Source organism: Corallococcus sp. CA041A (genome assembly GCF_003612075.1).
Lineage (GTDB): Bacteria > Myxococcota > Myxococcia > Myxococcales > Myxococcaceae > Corallococcus > Corallococcus exiguus.
In genome coordinates, this window is record NZ_RAWF01000022.1 from 37,120 (window position 1) to 54,795 (window position 17,676).

6 protein-coding genes and 1 pseudogene are annotated in these 17,676 nt (G+C 69.3%); 5 read left to right on the plus strand and 2 right to left on the minus strand.

Annotated features, from left to right (window positions below; translation table 11 throughout):
- Positions 1-15: 15 nt before the first annotated feature.
- Complete coding sequence (locus tag D7V77_RS06595; RefSeq protein WP_120575414.1) at positions 16-12,099, plus strand: non-ribosomal peptide synthetase; 12,084 nt, start codon at positions 16-18, stop codon at positions 12,097-12,099.
- 61 nt (positions 12,100-12,160) lie between these two features.
- Here the strand turns inward: D7V77_RS06595 and D7V77_RS43625 are convergent, their stop codons facing one another.
- Complete coding sequence (locus D7V77_RS43625) at positions 12,161-12,304, minus strand: hypothetical protein (protein ID WP_158624349.1); 144 nt, start codon at positions 12,302-12,304, stop codon at positions 12,161-12,163.
- 82 nt (positions 12,305-12,386) lie between these two features.
- On the opposite strand from D7V77_RS43625, the gene D7V77_RS06600 reads away from it, so the two are divergent.
- The 3 genes from D7V77_RS06600 to D7V77_RS06610 all read left to right on the plus strand — a co-directional run bounded on the left by D7V77_RS06600 (position 12,387) and on the right by D7V77_RS06610 (position 16,894).
- A complete protein-coding gene (locus D7V77_RS06600; RefSeq protein ID WP_217275866.1) occupies positions 12,387-13,376 on the plus strand; it encodes an alpha/beta fold hydrolase in 990 nt (329 codons plus the stop codon).
- A gap of 450 nt (positions 13,377-13,826) precedes the next feature.
- Complete coding sequence (locus tag D7V77_RS06605; RefSeq protein ID WP_120575415.1) at positions 13,827-15,698, plus strand: hypothetical protein; 1,872 nt, start codon at positions 13,827-13,829, stop codon at positions 15,696-15,698.
- A gap of 68 nt (positions 15,699-15,766) precedes the next feature.
- Entirely contained in the window at positions 15,767-16,894 is a 1,128-nt protein-coding gene (locus tag D7V77_RS06610; RefSeq protein ID WP_120575416.1) for a heparan-alpha-glucosaminide N-acetyltransferase domain-containing protein, read from the plus strand.
- Here D7V77_RS06610 and D7V77_RS06615 read toward each other — a convergent pair.
- Positions 16,851-17,342, minus strand: a complete 492-nt coding sequence (locus D7V77_RS06615) for a VOC family protein (RefSeq protein ID WP_014397268.1) — start codon at positions 17,340-17,342, stop codon at positions 16,851-16,853. The genes D7V77_RS06610 and D7V77_RS06615 overlap by 44 nt on opposite strands.
- Before the next feature lie 144 nt (positions 17,343-17,486).
- Here D7V77_RS06615 and D7V77_RS06620 point away from each other — a divergent pair.
- Positions 17,487-17,676, plus strand: a pseudogene (locus tag D7V77_RS06620) (VWA domain-containing protein); the annotation flags it as partial.

Consider the following 17,676-nt stretch of genomic DNA (forward strand, 5'->3'; position numbering starts at 1 on the left):
GGGTGGCGCGTCGACATGACCGACACCGTCGACGCCCCCGTCTCCCCACGGGGTCTGGCTCCACGGAACATCGCTGGGGCCTTCGAGGCCCAGGCCGTGCTCCGTCCCCAGGCCATCGCCGTCCGCTGTGACGGACAGCAGCTCACGTACGCGGAACTGGATGCGCGAGCAAACCGGCTCGCGGGATGGTTGAAGGCACGGGGCGTGGGCCGCGAACGGCCACAGGTGGGCGTATGCCTGCCGCGCTCAGTGGACCTCATCGTCACGCTGATCGGCATCCTCAAGGCGGGCGGAGCGTACGTCCCACTGGATCCGGAATACCCCTCGGAGCGGCTGGCCTTCATGGCCACGGACTCGCGCGTGCGGATCATCGTCACGCATTCCGGGCTGGAGTCGCACCTGCCGTCGGGGGACTGGCACACGCTCCGACTGGACACGGACGCGGATGCGTTGGCGGCCTTCAGCGACGGGCCCGTCGCGCGCGACGTCGTGGAGGACGACCTGGCCTATGTCGTCTTCACGTCCGGATCCACGGGCCGTCCCAAGGGCGTGTGCGTGCCCCACCGGGGCGTGCTGCGGCTGGTGCTGGATGCGGACTACGTCCACCTGGGCGCGGATGAAGTGCTGTTGCAACTGGCCCCGGTGGCCTTCGACGCGTCCACGTTCGAGCTCTGGGGTCCGCTGCTCAACGGCGGCCGTGTGGCGGTGTTCTCGCGTGGAGCCTCCGCGCTGGACGAGCTGGGAGACTTCCTGCGCGAAGAGCGCGTGACGACGGCGTTCCTCACCACCGGCCTGTTCAACACGCTGGTGGACCGGGGCCTGCCGGGCACGGAGACGCTGCGTCAGCTCTACACGGGGGGTGAGGTGATGTCGCTGCCCCATGCGCGCCGGGCGCTGGAGGCCCTGCCGCGCACGCGCATCTTCAACTGCTACGGCCCCACGGAGAACACGACGTTCACGAGCTGCCAGCTCCTGTGCGCGCCGCTCGGCTCCGAGCCCGCGCCCATTGGCCATGCCATCTCCGGCACACGGATGTACGTGCTGGACCCGGAGGGCCGTGAGCTGCCCACGGGCGCCGTGGGTGAGCTGTACACGGGAGGCAGCGGCGTCGCGTGGGGCTATTGGGAGCGTCCGGAGCTCACCGCCGAACGGTTCCTGCCGGATCCCTTCAGCACCGAACCGGGCGCGCGCATGTATCGCTCGGGGGATCTCGCGCGGCGGCTCGAGGACGGCGCCGTGGACTTCGTGGGACGCGTGGACCACCAGGTCAAGGTGCGCGGCTTCCGCATCGAGCCGGGAGAAATCGAAGCGGCGCTGCGCCTGCAGGCCTCCGTGCAGGAGGCCGTGGTGATGGTGCGCGAGGACGTGCCGGGCGACCGGCGGCTCGTGGCGTACGTGACGGCATCGGAGCCCCTGACGGCGCCGATGCTGCGGGCGCACCTGAAGGACCATCTGCCCGCGCACATGCTGCCTTCGGCCATCGTCGTCCTGGACGAGATGCCTCTCACAGCCAACGGCAAGGTGGAGCGCAAGGCACTGCCGGATCCGCGCGACTGCCCTGGAGCCGAGGAGGACTTCGTCGCGCCGGAGACCGCGCTGGAACAGACCGTTGCTCGGGTCTGGGCGGACGTGCTGCGCATGGACGCGGTCGGCGCCACGGCGGACTTCTTCGAGCTGGGTGGCCAATCCCTCCTGGCCACGCAGGCCATCGGCCGGCTGTGCGATGTGCTCCAGCGTCCCGTGCCGCTGCGTTTGCTGTTCGCGAACCCCATCCTGCGAGACTTCGCCGCCGCGCTGGAGGAAGCCGCGCCGACGGTGGAGCACACCGAGGCCCCCATCCCTCCGCGCACGGATGCCGCGCGGGAACAGCTGTCGTTCGCGCAGCAGCGGCTGTGGTTCCTGGACCAGTGGATGCCGGGCTCCGCGCTGTATTCGCTGCCGTTCGCGTTCCGGCTGGACGGGCCGCTGGACACGGCCGCGTTGGAGCAAGCGCTTCAATCCGTGGTGGACCGGCATGAAGCCCTGCGCACCACCTTCCCTGGCGAAGGCGCCGCCCTCCAGCACGTCGCCGCGCACCTGCCCGTGACGCTGGAGCGCGCGGAGACCGGCTCGGAGGAAGAGACGCTCGCGTGCATGCAGCGTGAAGCGGAGCGGCCTTTCGAGCTGGCTCGGGGTCCGTTGTTCCGGGCGCTGCTCATCCGTGAAGCGGAGCGGCGGCATGTGCTGGTGCTCAACCTGCACCACATCGTCTCCGACGGCTGGTCCTTCGGCGTGCTGTATCAGGAGCTGTCCGCGGCGTACCGCGCTCGGGACCTGGAGCCCCTGCCCCTCCAGTATCCCGACTACGCGGCGTGGCAGCGCCAATGGCTCCAGGGCGATGTGCTCCAGCGGGAGCTGGGCTTCTGGGAGCGGCAGCTCGCGGACGTGCCCCATGTGCTGGAGCTGCCCACCGACCGGCCGCGTCCCGCGGTGCAGGGGTTCGCGGGCGACATCCATCGCTTCACGGTGCCGGCCCGGCTGCACCGGGAACTGGAGGCACTGGCCCGCCGTGAGGGAGCCACGTTGTTCATGGCCCTGCTCACCGGGTTCCAGGTGCTGCTGTCGCGCTACAGCGGGCAGCGGGACTTCGTGGTGGGCACGCCCATCGCGAACCGCACGCGGAAGGAGCTGGAGGGGCTCATCGGCTTCTTCGTCAATACGCTGCCCATCCGTGCCCGCGTCGAGGGTGAGCCTTCGTTCCTCCAGGTCCTCGCGCAGGTGCGGGACCGCGCGCTGGGGGCGTATGCCCATCAACAGCTGCCCTTCGAGAAGCTGGTCGAAGCGCTCCAGGTCGAACGCGAGGCGAGCCGGACGCCCCTCATCCAGGTGCTGTTCGCGCTCCAGAACGCGCCCACGTCGCGGCTCGAGTTCCCGGACGTCACCGTCACCCCGCTGACGCTGGACACGCGCACGTCCAAGTTCGACCTGTTCCTTGCCCTGGAGGAATCCGGCGACGGGCTCGTGGGCACGCTCGAGTACGCCACGGCGCTGTTCGATGCGGCCACCATCGAGCGCCTGACGGAGCACTACCTCCAGGTGCTGCGTTGCTTCGTCGAAGCGCCGGACCGTGGGACCGGGGACGCCGTCTTCATGTCGGAGCTGGAGCAGCGGCGGGCGCTCCAGGACTGGAACGCGTCGGCGCGCCCCTACCCTTCGGAGCTGTCCATCGTGGACGCCTTCGCGCTCCAGGTCGCGCGGCGGCCCGACGCTGTCGCCGTGAGCCATGGGGCCGTGACGCTCACGTACGCGGAGCTGGATGCGCGCGCGGAGCAGTTGGCCCGGCGGCTGCGGACGCTCGGGGTGGGACGGCGTACGCCGCAGGTGGGCGTGTGCCTGCCTCGCTCCCTCGACCTCATCGTGTCGCTCGTTGCCATCCTCAAGGCGGGCGGCGCCTACGTCCCGCTGGATCCGGAGCATCCTTCCGAGCGGCTCGCTTTCATGGCCACTGATGCGCGGCTGGTCGCCATCGTCACGCACGAGGCGCTGGCGTCCGGGTTGCCCTCGGGTTCGTGGACGCCCGTGTGCATGGATGTGCCGTGGGATGCCGTGGAAGCACCGGCGGCCGAGCCCGTGATGCCGGTGGATCTGGCGCACATCATCTACACGTCCGGATCCACGGGCCGGCCCAAGGGCGTGTGCATCCCGCATCAGGGCGTGGTGCGGCTGGTGCTCAACCCGGACTACGTGCAGTTGGGGCCCGGCGACCGGATGGCGCAGTCCACGACCATCGCGTTCGACCTGTCCACGCTGGAAGTCTGGGGCGCGCTGCTCAACGGTGCCACGCTGGTCCTGTTTGCCCGAGACGAGATCATCGACCCGGACGTCCTGGCGCGCAGGCTCCAGGAGGAACGCGTCACGCACATGGTGCTGGCCACGGCGTTGTTCAACCACGTAGCCCGCTCGCGACCCGACGCCTTCAGCCACCTGTCCTGGATGATCTTCGGCGGCGAGGCGGCGGACGTCGCCAGCGTCAACGCGGTGCTCTCACACGGCGGACCCACGGCGTTGCTCAACGGGTACGGCCCCACGGAGAACACGTCCTTCAGCACGTGGCACCGCGTGCCGCATGCGAGCGTCCAATCCGTGCCCATCGGTGGGCCGCTCGCCAACAGCACGGCGTATGTGCTCGATGCCCGGCTCCAACTGGTTCCTCCCGGTGTCGTAGGCGAGTTGTTCGTGGGCGGCGACGGATTGGCGCTCGGGTACTGGGCGCGGCCCGACCTCACCGCGGAGAAGTTCATCCCCCATCCGTTCAGTGACACGCCCGGTGCGCGGCTCTACCGCACCGGAGACCTGGTCCGTCAGCGGGTGGATGGCGTCCTGGAGTACGTGGGCCGCCGTGACCATCAGGTGAAGCTGCGCGGCTTCCGCATCGAATTGGGCGAAGTCGAAGCGGCCCTGCGACAGCACCCCGCAGCGCGAGAGGCACTTGTGCTGCTGCGCGAGGACACGCCGGGCGACCGCAGGCTGGTGGCCTACGTAGCGGCCTCGGACGTCACGGACGCGGTGCTCCGTGAGTTCCTCCAGGCACGGCTCCCGGGCCACATGGTGCCTGGCGCGTTCGTGGTGATGGAGTCGTTGCCCCTCACGCCCAACGGGAAGATCGACCGGCGCGCACTGCCTGTCCCCGGAGCTTCAGCGACCGAGGACTTCATCGCGCCCCGGACCCCGCTCGAAGCACGAATCGCCAGCATCTGGTCCGCCGTGCTGGGCGGGCGCGAAGTGGGAGCGAACTCGCACTTCTTCGACCTGGGCGGGCACTCGCTGCTGGCCACCCAGGTGGTGTCCCGCGTGCGGGAGGCGCTGGGCGTGCCGCTCTCCGTGCGCGCGCTCTTTGAATCCCCGCGTCTGGAGGCGTTCGTCCGGATCGTAGAAGGCCTGCTCGCGCAAGGACACCGGGAGGACTCGCGCATCCCCGTGGCGCCTCGCGGATCCGAACCGCTTCCGCTGTCCTTCGCGCAGGAGCGGCTTTGGTTCCTGGGCCAACTGCACGACGTGCCCGGCGTCTACAACATGCCCATGGCCCTGCGCCTGGACGGCCCATTGGACGTCGAGGTACTGCGCGCCAGCCTGGAAGCGCTCGTGCAGAGACACGAGTCCCTTCGCACTACGTTCCCGGAAGGCGACCGCCCCACGCAACACATCGCCGAGGTGCCGGTCCTGACGCTGGAGGTCCAGCGGCTCGACGCGCCGGGACCGGAGGACTCGCGGGTCCAGGCTCGTCTGCGGCAGGAGGCGGACCAGACCTTCGACCTCGCGCGGGGACCTCTGTTCCGGGTGCTCCTGCTCCAGCTCGAAGGCACGTGCTCGGTGCTGGTTCTCAACCTGCATCACATCGTGTCCGATGGCTGGTCGTTGGGCGTGCTCTACCGCGAGCTGTCCGACGAGTACCGCGCGCGTCTCCAGGGCCAGTCGCCACGACGGTCACCGCTGCCCGTGCAGTACGCGGACTACGCGGCATGGCAGCGCCAGTGGCTCCAGGGTGACGTGCTCCAGGAGCAGCTCGATTTCTGGAAGCAGCAGCTCGCGGACGCGCCGCATGTCCTGGAGCTGTCCGTGGACCGTCCGCGCCCCGCGGTGCAGCGCTTCGACGGCGCCTCATTCCGTTTCACGCTGCCCTCCACTCTTCGTCAGTCGCTGGAGGCCCTGGCCCGCGAGGAAGGGGCCACGCTGTACATGACGCTGCTGGCGGGCTTCCAGGTGCTGCTGTCGCGCTACAGCGGACAGCGGGACTTCATCGTCGGCACCCCCATCGCCAACCGCACGCGGGAGGAGCTGGAAGGCCTCATCGGCTTCTTCGTCAACACGCTGCCGCTGCGGGCCCACCTGCGCGACGGCGCGTCGTTCCGTGAAGTGCTGGGTCAGGTGCGGGCTCGGGCCCTGGGGGCGTACGCGCATCAGGAACTGCCGTTTGAAAAGCTCGTCGAGGAACTGCACGTCGAACGCTCCTTGAGCCACGGGCCGCTGGTGCAGGTGATGTTCGCCCTGCAGAACGCCCCTGGCACCCTGCCCCAGCTCCCGGGCCTCCAGGTCCAGGCGTTGGAGCTGTCGCTTCAGACGTCCAAGTTCGACCTCAGCCTGATGCTGGAGGAGACCGGCGACGGGCTCTCCGGCGTCCTCGAATACGCGAGCGCGCTGTTCGAGCCCCGCACCATCGAGCGGATGGCCGGGCATTTCCACCGCCTGCTCGAAGGGGTGCTGCATCAGCCCGATGCGGCCATCCATGCCCTGCCCTGGCTGTCCGAAGGCGAGCGGCAGCAGGTCCTTGCCACCTGGAACGACACCGCACGGCCCTACCCGCGCGACGCCTCGCTCGTGCGTGCATTCCACGCGCAGGTGGCCGCGCGCCCGGATGCCCTCGCCGTGCGTCACGGTTCGGCTGCGCTCACCTACGCGGAGCTGGACGCTCGCGCCAATCCGCTCGCGTGGGCGCTCAAGGCCCAGGGCGTCGGACGGGATGCACCGCGTGTCGGCGTGTGCCTGCCGCGCTCCATCGACCTCGTCGTGTCGCTGGTCGCCATCCTCAAGGCAGGGGGTGCCTACGTGCCGCTGGACCCGGACTACCCGGCGGACCGCCTGGCCTTCATGGCCACGGATGCGCGGCTCGTCGCGGTCGTCACCGAATCAGCGCTCGCGGGTCAGGTCCCCGAAGGGCCGTGGACGGTCCTGCGGCTGGATGCGCTCCCGGCGGGGATGGAACGCCATGCGCCTCCGGATGTCTGCACGGGGGATGACCTGGCGCACATCATCTACACGTCCGGCTCCACGGGCCGGCCCAAGGGCGTGTGCATTCCGCACCGGGGCGTCGCCCGTCTGGTCCTCGATCCGGACTTCATCCAACTGCGTCCCGAGGATCGCGTGGCCCAGACGTCCACGGTCGCCTTCGATGCCTCGACGTTCGAGCTATGGAGCGCACTGCTCAACGGCGCGACGCTGGTCCTCCTGTCGAAGGAAGAGGTCATCGAGCCCACCGTGCTCGCAAGGCGGGTCCACGAAGAAGGCATCACGGTCCTGTTCCTGACCACTGCGCTGCTCCACCACGTCGCGCGCACCGACCCGTCGCTGCTGAAGGGCCTTCGGTGGCTCCTCTTCGGTGGCGAGGCCGCGGACCCGGCCTGCATCCGCGCCATCCTCTCCGACAGCGCGCCGGAGCACATCGTTCACGCCTACGGCCCCACGGAGAACTCCGCGTACAGCACGTGGTTCTCTCCGACACACGTCGAACCCGATGCGGTGACGGTGCCCATCGGCCGCCCGGTCTCCAACAGCACGGCCTACGTGTTGGACGCGCACCTGCATCCGGTGGCGCCGGGCATCGTCGGTGAGCTGTTCGTCGGCGGTGACGGCCTCGCGTGGGGCTACTGGGAGCGGCCCGACCTCACCGCCACCGCCTTCATCCCCCACCCCTTCGCCTCCACGCCGGGTGCCCGGCTCTACCGCACCGGCGACCTCGTCCGTCAGCGCTACGACGGTGCCTTCGACTTCGTGGGACGCCGCGACCACCAGGTCAAGGTGCGCGGCTTCCGCATAGAGCCCGGAGAGATCGAAGCCGTCCTGCGCCAGCACCCTGCCGTGCGCGAAGCGCTGGTGCTCGTGCGTGAGGACTCGCCCGGTGACAAGCGATTGGTCTCCTACGTCACCTTCCGCGACGCGGTGACGGCCAGCGACCTGCGTTCTCACGTCCAGGCTTCGCTTCCCAGTCACATGGTCCCCTCCGCGTTCGTGCTGCTGGACGCGCTGCCCATGACGCCCAATGGGAAGGTGGACCGCCGTGCGCTGCCAGAGCCAGACAACGAGGCGCCGGCAACGGAAGGCACACGGGCCCTGACTGCCCTGGAACAGACGTTGAGCGCCATCTGGTGCGCGGTGCTCCAGCGCGCTCACGTCCCCGTCGATGCGAACTTCTTCGACCTGGGTGGGCATTCGCTGCTGGCCACGCAGATCGTCTCCCGGACCTCACAGGCGCTGGGCATTCCTGTCCCTGTGCGGACCCTCTTCGAGTTCCCGACCATCGAAGGCATGGCACGCGCGTTGGAAGGCCGCACGCAGGACCCGTCCCTGTCCGGCCCCGCGCTCCGGACCTGGCAGCGCGAGGGACCGCCGCCCCTGTCGTTCGCGCAGGAGCGGCTCTGGTTCCTCAACCAGTTCCACTCGGACCGGGCCGCGTACAACATGCCCATGGTGCTGCGGCTGGAAGGCACGCTGAACGTGGACGCGATGGAGCATGCGCTCCAGGCATTGGTGGACCGGCACGAATCCCTGCGCACGGTGTTCCCGGGGGAAGGAGTCCCCGTGCAGCGCATCCTCCCCCGGATGCCCGTGTCCCTTCGCCGGGTCGAAGCATCCTCCAGGACCGAGGCGGAAGCCCTGCTGCGCGAGGACGCGGAGACACCCTTCGACCTCGCGGAGGGCCCGCTGTTCCGCGCCCTCCTGGTACGCGAGGGCGCTGGACACCATGTGCTGCTGCTCAACCTGCATCACATCGTGTCCGACGGCTGGTCGATGGGCGTGCTCTACCGCGAGCTGTCCGCCGGATATCAGGCGCATCACGCAGGCCGGGCCTCGGACCTGGCGGCCCTGCCCGTGCAGTACGCGGACTACGCGGCGTGGCAGCGCCATTGGCTCCAGGGTGAGGTGCTCCAGCGGCAGCTCGACTTCTGGAAGCAGCACTTGGCGGACGCGCCGCACGTCCTGGAGCTGCCCACCGACCATCCTCGTCCGACCGTGCAGCAGTTCGCGGGCTCCACCCACGAGTTCACCCTCCCCCGCACCGTGCTCGACGCACTGACGGGCCTGGGCCGCCAGGAAGGAGCCACGCTGTTCATGACGTTGATGGCGGGCTTCCAGTTGCTGCTGTCGCGCTACAGCGGGCAGCGGGACTTCATCGTCGGCACGCCCATCGCCAACCGCACCCGCGAGGAGGTGGAAGGCCTCATCGGCTTCTTCGTCAACACGCTGCCGCTGCGGGCCCACCTGCGCGACGGTGCGTCGTTCCGTGAAGTGCTGCGGCAGGTGCGGGACCGGGCGCTGGGCGCGTACGCGCATCAGGAACTGCCGTTTGAAAAGCTCGTCGAGGAACTGCACGTCGAACGCGCCCTGAGCCACGGGCCGCTGGTGCAGGTGATGTTCACCTTGCAGAACGCGCCCGGGACACCGCCCCAGCTTCCGGGTCTCCAGGTCCAGGCGCTGGAGTTCCAGACCCCGACCTCCAAGTTCGACCTCACCCTGGCCCTGACCGAAACTCAGGAAGGAATCAGCGGCACGCTCGAGTACGCGACCTCGCTGTTCGAGCCCCGCGCCCTCGAACGGATGGCGGACCACTTCCGTCGCATCCTCGAAGGCGCGCTGCACCAGCCCGATGCCGCCATCCATGACCTGCCCTGGCTGTCCGAAGCAGAGCGCCAGCAGGTCCTCACGGAATGGAACGAGACGAGCCGGCCCTATCCGAGGGACAGCTCCCTGGTGCAGGCCTTCGAAGCCCAGGTGGCCACGCGCCCGGAGGCCATCGCCGTGCGGCATGGCGCCCAATCGCTCACCTACGCGGAGCTGGACGCCCGCGCCAATCAGCTCGCGTGGACGCTCAAGGCGCAGGGCATCGGGCCGGATGCGCCCCGCGTGGGCGTGTGCCTGCCGCGCTCCATCGACCTCATCGTGGCGCTCGTCGCCGTGCTCAAGGCGGGTGGCGCCTACGTGCCGTTGGATCCGGACTACCCGGTGGATCGACTGGCCCTCATGATCTCCGATGCGAAGGTGCATCGGATCATCACGGGCACGACATCCTCGATCCGGTTCACTTCAGACAGCGTGGGACCCATCCGCATCGATGCGTTGGAGGCCCCCGCGCAGTCCGGCTCGCCCTACGATGCGACGCGCTTCCATCCCCTGGAGCCTGCGTACGTCATCTACACATCCGGTTCCACGGGCCGGCCCAAGGGCGTCTGCGTTCCGCATCAGGCCGTGATGCGGCTGGTGATGGATCCGGACTACATCCCCTTCGGTCCAGGCGACCGCGTGGCCCAGGCCGCGACGGTGTCCTTCGACGCCTCGACCTTCGAGGTGTGGGGTGCGCTGCTCAACGGCGCGACGCTCGTCCTGTTCTCGAAGGAAGACATCATCGATCCCGCGACGCTGGCCCGGGGCCTGCGGGACGAGCGCATCACCGCCCTGTTCCTCACCACGGCCCTCTTCAACCACGTCGCCCGGATGGAGCCCACGGCCTTCAACGGCCTGTCCACGCTCCTCTTCGGCGGCGAGGCCTCGGACCCGGCTTGCGTGAACCGGCTGCGCGAACACGGTGGGCCTCGCAGGCTGGTGCACGTCTACGGCCCCACGGAGAACACCACGTTCAGCACGTGGCATCTCGTCATGGAGTCCGTCACAGGCACGGTGCCCATTGGCAAGCCCCTCTCCAACAGCACGGCCTACGTGCTGGACGCGCACCTGCACCCGGTGGCACCGGGCATCGTCGGTGAGTTGTTCGTCGGCGGTGACGGCCTGGCCTGGGGCTACTGGGAGCGGCCCGACCTCACGGCCACCGCCTTCGTGCCCCACCCCTTCGCCGCTACTCCAGGAGCCCGGCTCTACCGCACTGGCGACCTCGTCCGTCAGCGCCACGACGGTGCGCTCGACTTCGTGGGACGCCGTGACCACCAGGTCAAGGTGCGCGGCTTCCGCATCGAGCCCGGGGAGATCGAAGCCGTGCTGCGCCAGCACCCGGCCGTGCGCGAAGTGTTGGTGCTCGTGCGCGAGGATTCGCCTGGTGACAAGCGGCTGGTCGCCTACGTCACGTACCGCGACACGGTGACGGCCAGCGACCTGCGTTCTCACGTCCAGGCTTCGCTCCCCAGCCACATGGTCCCTTCCGCGTTCGTGCTGATGGACGCACTGCCGCTCAACGCGAACGGCAAGGTGGACCGCCGCGCCCTGCCCCGTCCTTCCGACACCACGGACACGGAGGAGGCCGGCGTGATGCCTCGCACGCCGCTGGAACAACAGATCGCGGACATCTGGGCGGAGGTCCTGGGTCGCACGGTCATCAGCGTCACCGCGAGCTTCTTCGACCTGGGCGGCCACTCGCTGCTCGCGGCGCAGCTCGTGTCCAAGCTGTCGGAGCACTTCCCCTTCAAGGTCCCGCTCCAGGTCCTCTTCCAGAGTCCAACGGTCGCGGCGATGGCCCAGTGGATCCAGGCGAAGCTCACGCCGGATGCACCAGTGGCCGAAGCAGGCCCCGCGCTCCCGGAAGGCATCGTGCAGCTCCAGCAGGGACGCTCGGACCTTCCGCCGCTGTGGTGCATGCATCCGGTGGGCGGCACGGTGTTCTGCTACCAGGACCTCGTGCGGGCGCTCGGCCCCGACCGCACGGTGTACGGCTTCCAGGCCCCCGGCGTGAATGGCGAGTGCCCGCCCCTCACGAGCATCGAGGCGCTCGCGTCACATCACCTGAACTTGATGCTCCAGTGGCAGCCCCAGGGGCCCTACTACCTCGTGGGCCTCTCCATGGGCGGCACCATCGTCTATGAGATGGCCCAGCGCATGCTCAAGCTGGGCGTTCCTCCGGAGCTGCTCGTCTTCCTCGACACGCCCGGCCCGGGTCAGATGCCGACGCAGTTCGAGGACGACGCCGCGCTGCTCGCGGCCATGTTCGGAGATGACACACCGACGCTCGCCCAGCGCCTGCGCGCGATGCCTCCGCACGAGCAGATGAAGGAGGTGCTGCGCCAGGCGCGCGAAGGCGCGACCGTGCCGGACTCGTATTCGCTGCGCGACCTGGAGATCTTCCTGGACGTGTGGAAGGCCCACATGCGCGCCCTCTTCAGCTACGCGCCCGTGCCGTACGAGGGCGCGGCCACATACCTGAAGGCCCAGGTCCACGTGCCACCCCATCCGCTGCACCCGGAACAGCCGTGGCAGATGCTCGTGCGGCACGGACTGGAGGTGCTGCCCGTGCCCGGCAATCACCAGACGATGATCGAACCGCCGAACGTCGAGGCCATGGCGCGGCACGTAACCGCATGCCTGCGGCGCATCGAGGACACCGTGCCCCGAAGCTCGGTCGCATAACAGCCAAACTGGATGTGCCCCTCAATCCACGTTGGGGGGCACATGACGGCCCAGCCTTCCGCTATCTCGTGGTGATGTCGTCCACACGAACCGACGAAGGACGGCGGCTCCGGAGTCCCAGATCCACCAGGATCTGCCCCGCTTCCGTCACGGTCTTCTCCAGCTCCGCCGCGGCTTCCTCGAAGCCGGGCGGGGGCTCATCCACGCCCCGTCCAGATGGGGCGCGGCGAGCTGTTACCCATGGGCTTCCCTGGTGGTCTCCGCATTCCCTGTAGTTGAGTCAGTCCATGCGAAAACTCCTCCTCCTCTGCTTGCCGCTGTTTGCCTGTGTGACGACGAAGTCCGTCCCGGTCCCGGCTTCTGCCGACTCCAGCGCGTTGCATCAGGTGAAGCGGGTGAAGGTGGCCGAGGGGGTCGAGCTCGAGCTGCTCGACTTCGGAGGCCAGGGACCCGCGCTCGTCTTCCTGTCGGGCCTGGGCAACACGGGCCACGTGTTCGACACCTTCGCGCCGGAGTTCACCGCGGCCCATCACGTCTACGCCGTCACCCGCCGGGGGTTTGGCTCGTCGAGCTGGCCCGAGCAGGGCTACGACACCGCCACCCTGGGCGAGGACGTCGTCCGGGTGCTGGAGGGGCTGGGAATCGCGAAGGCGTCATTCGTGGGCCACTCCGCCGCCGGGCCAGAGCTCACCTGGGTGGCAACCCATCACCCGGAGCGCGTGGAGAAGGTGGTCTACCTGGACGTGAGGACCAACGGTGACCTGCTGGCGGAGCTCCTTTCGGTCCTGCCCATGCCTCCTCCGAGCGAGCCCGCTCCCGAGGACGTGGCCTCACGCGCCGCGCTCGCCGCCGCGCTCGCGCGTGACGTCGGAGGAGCGTTCCCCGCGCACGAGATCGACGAGGCGAACGAGTTCGATCCGAAGACCGGGCACTACCTGCGCGCCCGCAGGTGGCCGCACGCGGAGGAGCGGGTGATGAAGGGTTTCTCGCAGGTGGACTTCGCGGCCGTGACGGCGGCCGTGCTCTTCCTCTACGTGGATCAGCCTCGGTCCGGGCGGGCGGAGGACCTCCCAGGCTTCTCCCAAATGGACCTTCCCGTGCAGGAGAAGTTGAGGACCCTGAGCGCCAGGGCGCTCCAGCGGGACGCCGAAATGCTGAGCGTGATGAGCATGCCGAACTGGAAGGGCATCAAGCTCGAGCACGCGCGGCACTACGTCTGGCTCACCAACCATGACGAGGTGCTGCGCGAGATGAAGACCTTCCTCGAGACATTTTGAAAGGGCGGCGAAGGCGCGCTGGATGAGCGCATCTCCTGTTTCCACACTTCGAGCAAGCGAACACGTCCAGCGCTTTCCGTCCTGCGTAGCAGCCTGGCGAGAGTCCAATCGTGGTGTGCGCTCCTTCTTCGGCTCCTCCCTCGTCGCGGCAAAGGACGGGCTCTCTTCCTCCGGCTCCGGCCTCGCCCCTCCTCGCCCCGTCCAGACGGGGCGCGGCGAGCTGTTACCTTCCGCCTTCTGCATTCCCTCGACGCGGAAGATGCCCGGGTGATCCAACATGGGCACGCTAGCGCCGCAGGCGCACGTGCAGGGGGGGACTCTCCCACCTCCGGAGTCCATATCCGATGTCGAAGGGCGCCCGCCCGGTGGCGTGGAGGGTGAGCGGCCGTCCAGGGGGGATGCGGGCCGGCACCGGAAGGACTGGGGGCGCCTGGGCGTACTAGCGCCTCCATGACCAACACCATTCGACGCGCTTTCGCGGCGCTGCTGACGCTGACGTGTCTCGGGGCGCTGTCCGCCCAGGCCGCCACGGGTGTGCAGGGCCCCGTGCCCCCGGCCTTCCAGAATCGCTTGATGGTGGGCCTCTTCGAGGAGGCCGGCCAGAACTGGATGCGCGACAGCAACGTGCCGTGGGACGCGCGCTACCGCTACTTCACCAAGGGCTGGGCGGACAACTGGGGCTACGGCGCCCGTGACGGCAGCTGGGCGGCCAGCTTCTTCACCGAGTCAAAGGCCCAGGGCTACGTCCCCGTCGTCACCTACTACCAGCTCTTCGGTGAGCCGGGCGGTGGCGAGAGCGAGACGCTCGCGAAGCTGAAGAACGCCTCCACCATGCGCAGCTACTTCGAGGACGTGAAGCTGCTCCTCCAGCGCGCGAAGGCCTTCGGCAGCCCGGTCATCCTCCACGTGGAGCCGGACGCGGTCGGCTTCCTCCAGTTCCAGACGGCCTCCAACCCCAACGCCCCCGCGGCCATCGCCTCCTCGGGGATGCCGGAGCTCGCGGGCCTGCCCAACACCGTCGCCGGGTGGAGCCTGGCGTTCCTCCAGCTGCGCAAGGCCGTGGGCGCGAACAACGTCGTGCTGGGCCTGCACATCTCCGCGTGGGCCAGCGGCAAGGACATCGCGTTCAACTCGCTCACGGATCCGCTCCAGCCGGAGGTGGACAAGGTCGTCAACTTCCTCAAGCCGCTGGGCCTGGGCACCAACGTCACCGGCGCCACCTACGACGTGGTCGTGGGCGATCCGCTGGATCGCGACGCGGACTTCTACCGGCTCACGCAGGGCGCGGATCACACCTGGGACATGAGCGATGCGGCGTCGCTCACGTCGCGCTCGTACAACCGCTACGCGGAGTGGCTGCGCCTCTGGAATCAGACCTCCGGCAAGCGCTGGATGCTGTGGCAGATCCCGCTGGGCAACTCCAACCACCTCAACATCAACAACAGCGGCGGGGCGCGCCAGGGCTACAAGGACAACCGCACCGAGTACTTCTTCGGCACGAGCGGTGACGCGCACCGGCGCAAGTTCGCCAACGTAGGCGTCGTCGCCCTGATGTACGGCGCGGGCGCGGGCGGCCAGAGTTCCTACCAGAACGACCAGGGCACCGACGGCCAGCCGTACCTGAAGCAGCGCGCGGGCACGTTCCTCAACGCGGGCGGACTGAGCCTGCCCGCGGCCGGCACCACGCTTCCGCCCCCGGGCGGCGGCGGATCCACCGATGGAGGCACCGTGGACGCCGGCACCCCGCCGGTCGACGCGGGCACTCCCGACGGCGGCACGCGTCCGGATGCCGGCACCGACGGCGGCGTGGACGGCGGCACGCGTCCGGATGCCGGCACGGATGGCGGCACCGGCACCTCCGACGCGGGCACCCCGGCCGACCCGTCGAAGTACGGCTTCGAGTCCAACGCGCAGGGCTGGAGCGCCAGCGGCGCCGCGCTGTCCGCCGTGAGCACCACCACCGCCAAGGCCTCCGCGGGCACCCGTTCGCTGGCCGTGCCCTTCAACGGCACGTCCGGCAAGGGCACCGTGGCCGTGGCCAACGCGGCCGTGCCGTCCGGCAAGACGGTGACGTTCCAGCTGTGGCTGCCCACCGGCAGCAAGATCACCGGCGTCCAGCCGTACACCCTGGAAGGCGCCTCCGCGAACTGGCGATGGACGGGCAACTGGATTGCCGTCGGCAGCCTCAAGGCCGGCGCGTGGAACGCCATCACCGTGAAGCTGCCCTCCGGCTCCACCACCCCGCTGTACCAACTGGGCGTGGAGTTCCAGACGACGGGCACGTGGAAGGGCACGGTCTACCTCGACGCCGTCAGCTGGTAGTCCAACGAGTTTCCGGTCCCGCGGGCGCGTGCAACCGCTCGCGGGACCGACGTAGGGTAGCGCCCCCCGTGAGTACCCTGCCCCCCGCCGCCCCCGTCTCCCGCGAGCGCGTGCGCGCCATCGACTGGCTGCGCGGCCTCTCCGTCCTCGTGATGATCCAGACCCATGCGCTCGTGCTGCTCACCCCCGAGCTGCGCAAGAGCGTGTGGACCGGACGGCTGCTCAAGGTGGACGGGCTGGTGGCCCCCGCGTTCATCTTCTCCGCCGGGTTCGCGCTGGCGCTGCTCATGGTGCGCAGCTCCGCCTCGGGTGTGCTGAACGAGCGCGTGCGCCGCAACCTGCGCCGCATCACGGAGGTGTTCGCCGTCGCCGCGCTCGTTAACTGGGTGTGGTTCCCCATCCGCTCCGAGCCCGTGTGGCTGCTTCGCCTGGACATCCTCCACTGCGTGGGACTGTGCCTGCTGCTCACCCTGCCCATGGCCGCGCTGCTCGCCCCGCGCCCGCGCGTGCTCGCGGGCACCGCTTTCGTCCTGGCGATGGTGGCGTTCGCGCTGGCGCCCTTCAGCGACGCCGCGGGAGAGCCCTGGGCATCGTTCCTGCGCAAGTCCAACTGGGCCCCCTTCCCGCTGGTGCCGTGGGTGGGCTTCGCGTGGCTGGGCGCCTTCGCGGGCTGCATCGCGGGGGCGTGGGGCCGCAAGGGCCTGGCGCGGGCCCTGGGCTTCCTCATCGCGCTGGGCCTTCTGGGCACGCTGATGCCGCGCGTGCTCAACGACCTCTATCCGCCGCACCGCTTCTTCGTCACCAACCCGTCCAACTCCGCCACCCGCTTCATGTGGGTCTGCGCGGTGCTGCTCGTGTTGCTGTGGGTGGAGGGACGGATGGCGCCGGACGCGAAGCCCTCGCGCGCCCGCCGCTTCCTGGAGGTGTTCGGCACCGCGTCGCTGTCCGCGTACTTCTTCCACGAGATGCTGCTGTACTACCGCGTCTTCGGCGTCTTCTCGTTCCAGAAGCTGTGGGGCGACTCCAGTGGGTGGCTGAAGTTCTCCGGCCTGCTCGCGCTGCTCATCGCGTGCACGTACGTGTTGTGCGTCGCGTGGGATCCGGTGGAGCGCGCGGTGAAGAAGGCCTTCGCGCGCGCCGGACAGTGGCTGCTCAGTGCGCCGCGCTGGCTGCGGCCTGTTCGAAGGCGCGGATGATCTCCGGCGGGGCCTGCACCAGCTCAATCAGCACGCCCTCGCCGCTCAGCGGGAACTGATCGCTGGCCTTCGGGTGGATGAAGCACACGTCGAAGCCCGCGGCGCCCTTGCGGATGCCGCCGGGCGTGAAGCGCATGCCCTGCCCTTCCAGCCACTTGACGGCCACCGCCAGGTCGTCCACCCACAGACCCACGTGGTTGAGCGCCGGGTCGTGCACCTTGGGACGGCCGTCGGGATTGACGGGCTGCATCAAGTCCACCTCCACCTTGAAGGGGCCCGCGCCCGCCACGACGATGTCCTCGTCCACGTTCTCCTTCTCGCTGCGGTAGGTGCCGTGGGCCGTCAGGCCCAGCGTGTCCACCCACAGCTTGCGCAGGGCGCCCTTGTCCAGCCCCCCGATGGCGATCTGCTGGATGCCCAGAATCCGGAACGGTCGTGTCGTCTCCATGGCCGGGGACCGTCGCAAAAGGGGTCCCCCCACGCAAGCGCGGCCCACGCCTGGGTCCGGGAAAAATTCACCGGATAAACCCATTCCGGAGGTCGGCCGTTTCCAGGGGCACGCTGACTTCCTCCCGTCGTCCCGGAGCCGCCCATGTCCCCTTTCTTCTCGAAGCGCCGCGTGTCCTTCGTCAGTGGTGCCCTCCTCTGCGCCAGCCTCGTGAGCGCGTGCTCCTCCATGGAGCCGGCGCAGGGCGTGTCGGCGCGCAACGAGCTCAAGCCGCAGGCCACGGCGACCACCCGGAGCGCCCCCAAGGACGAGTCCACGGCCCTTGTCGCGCCCC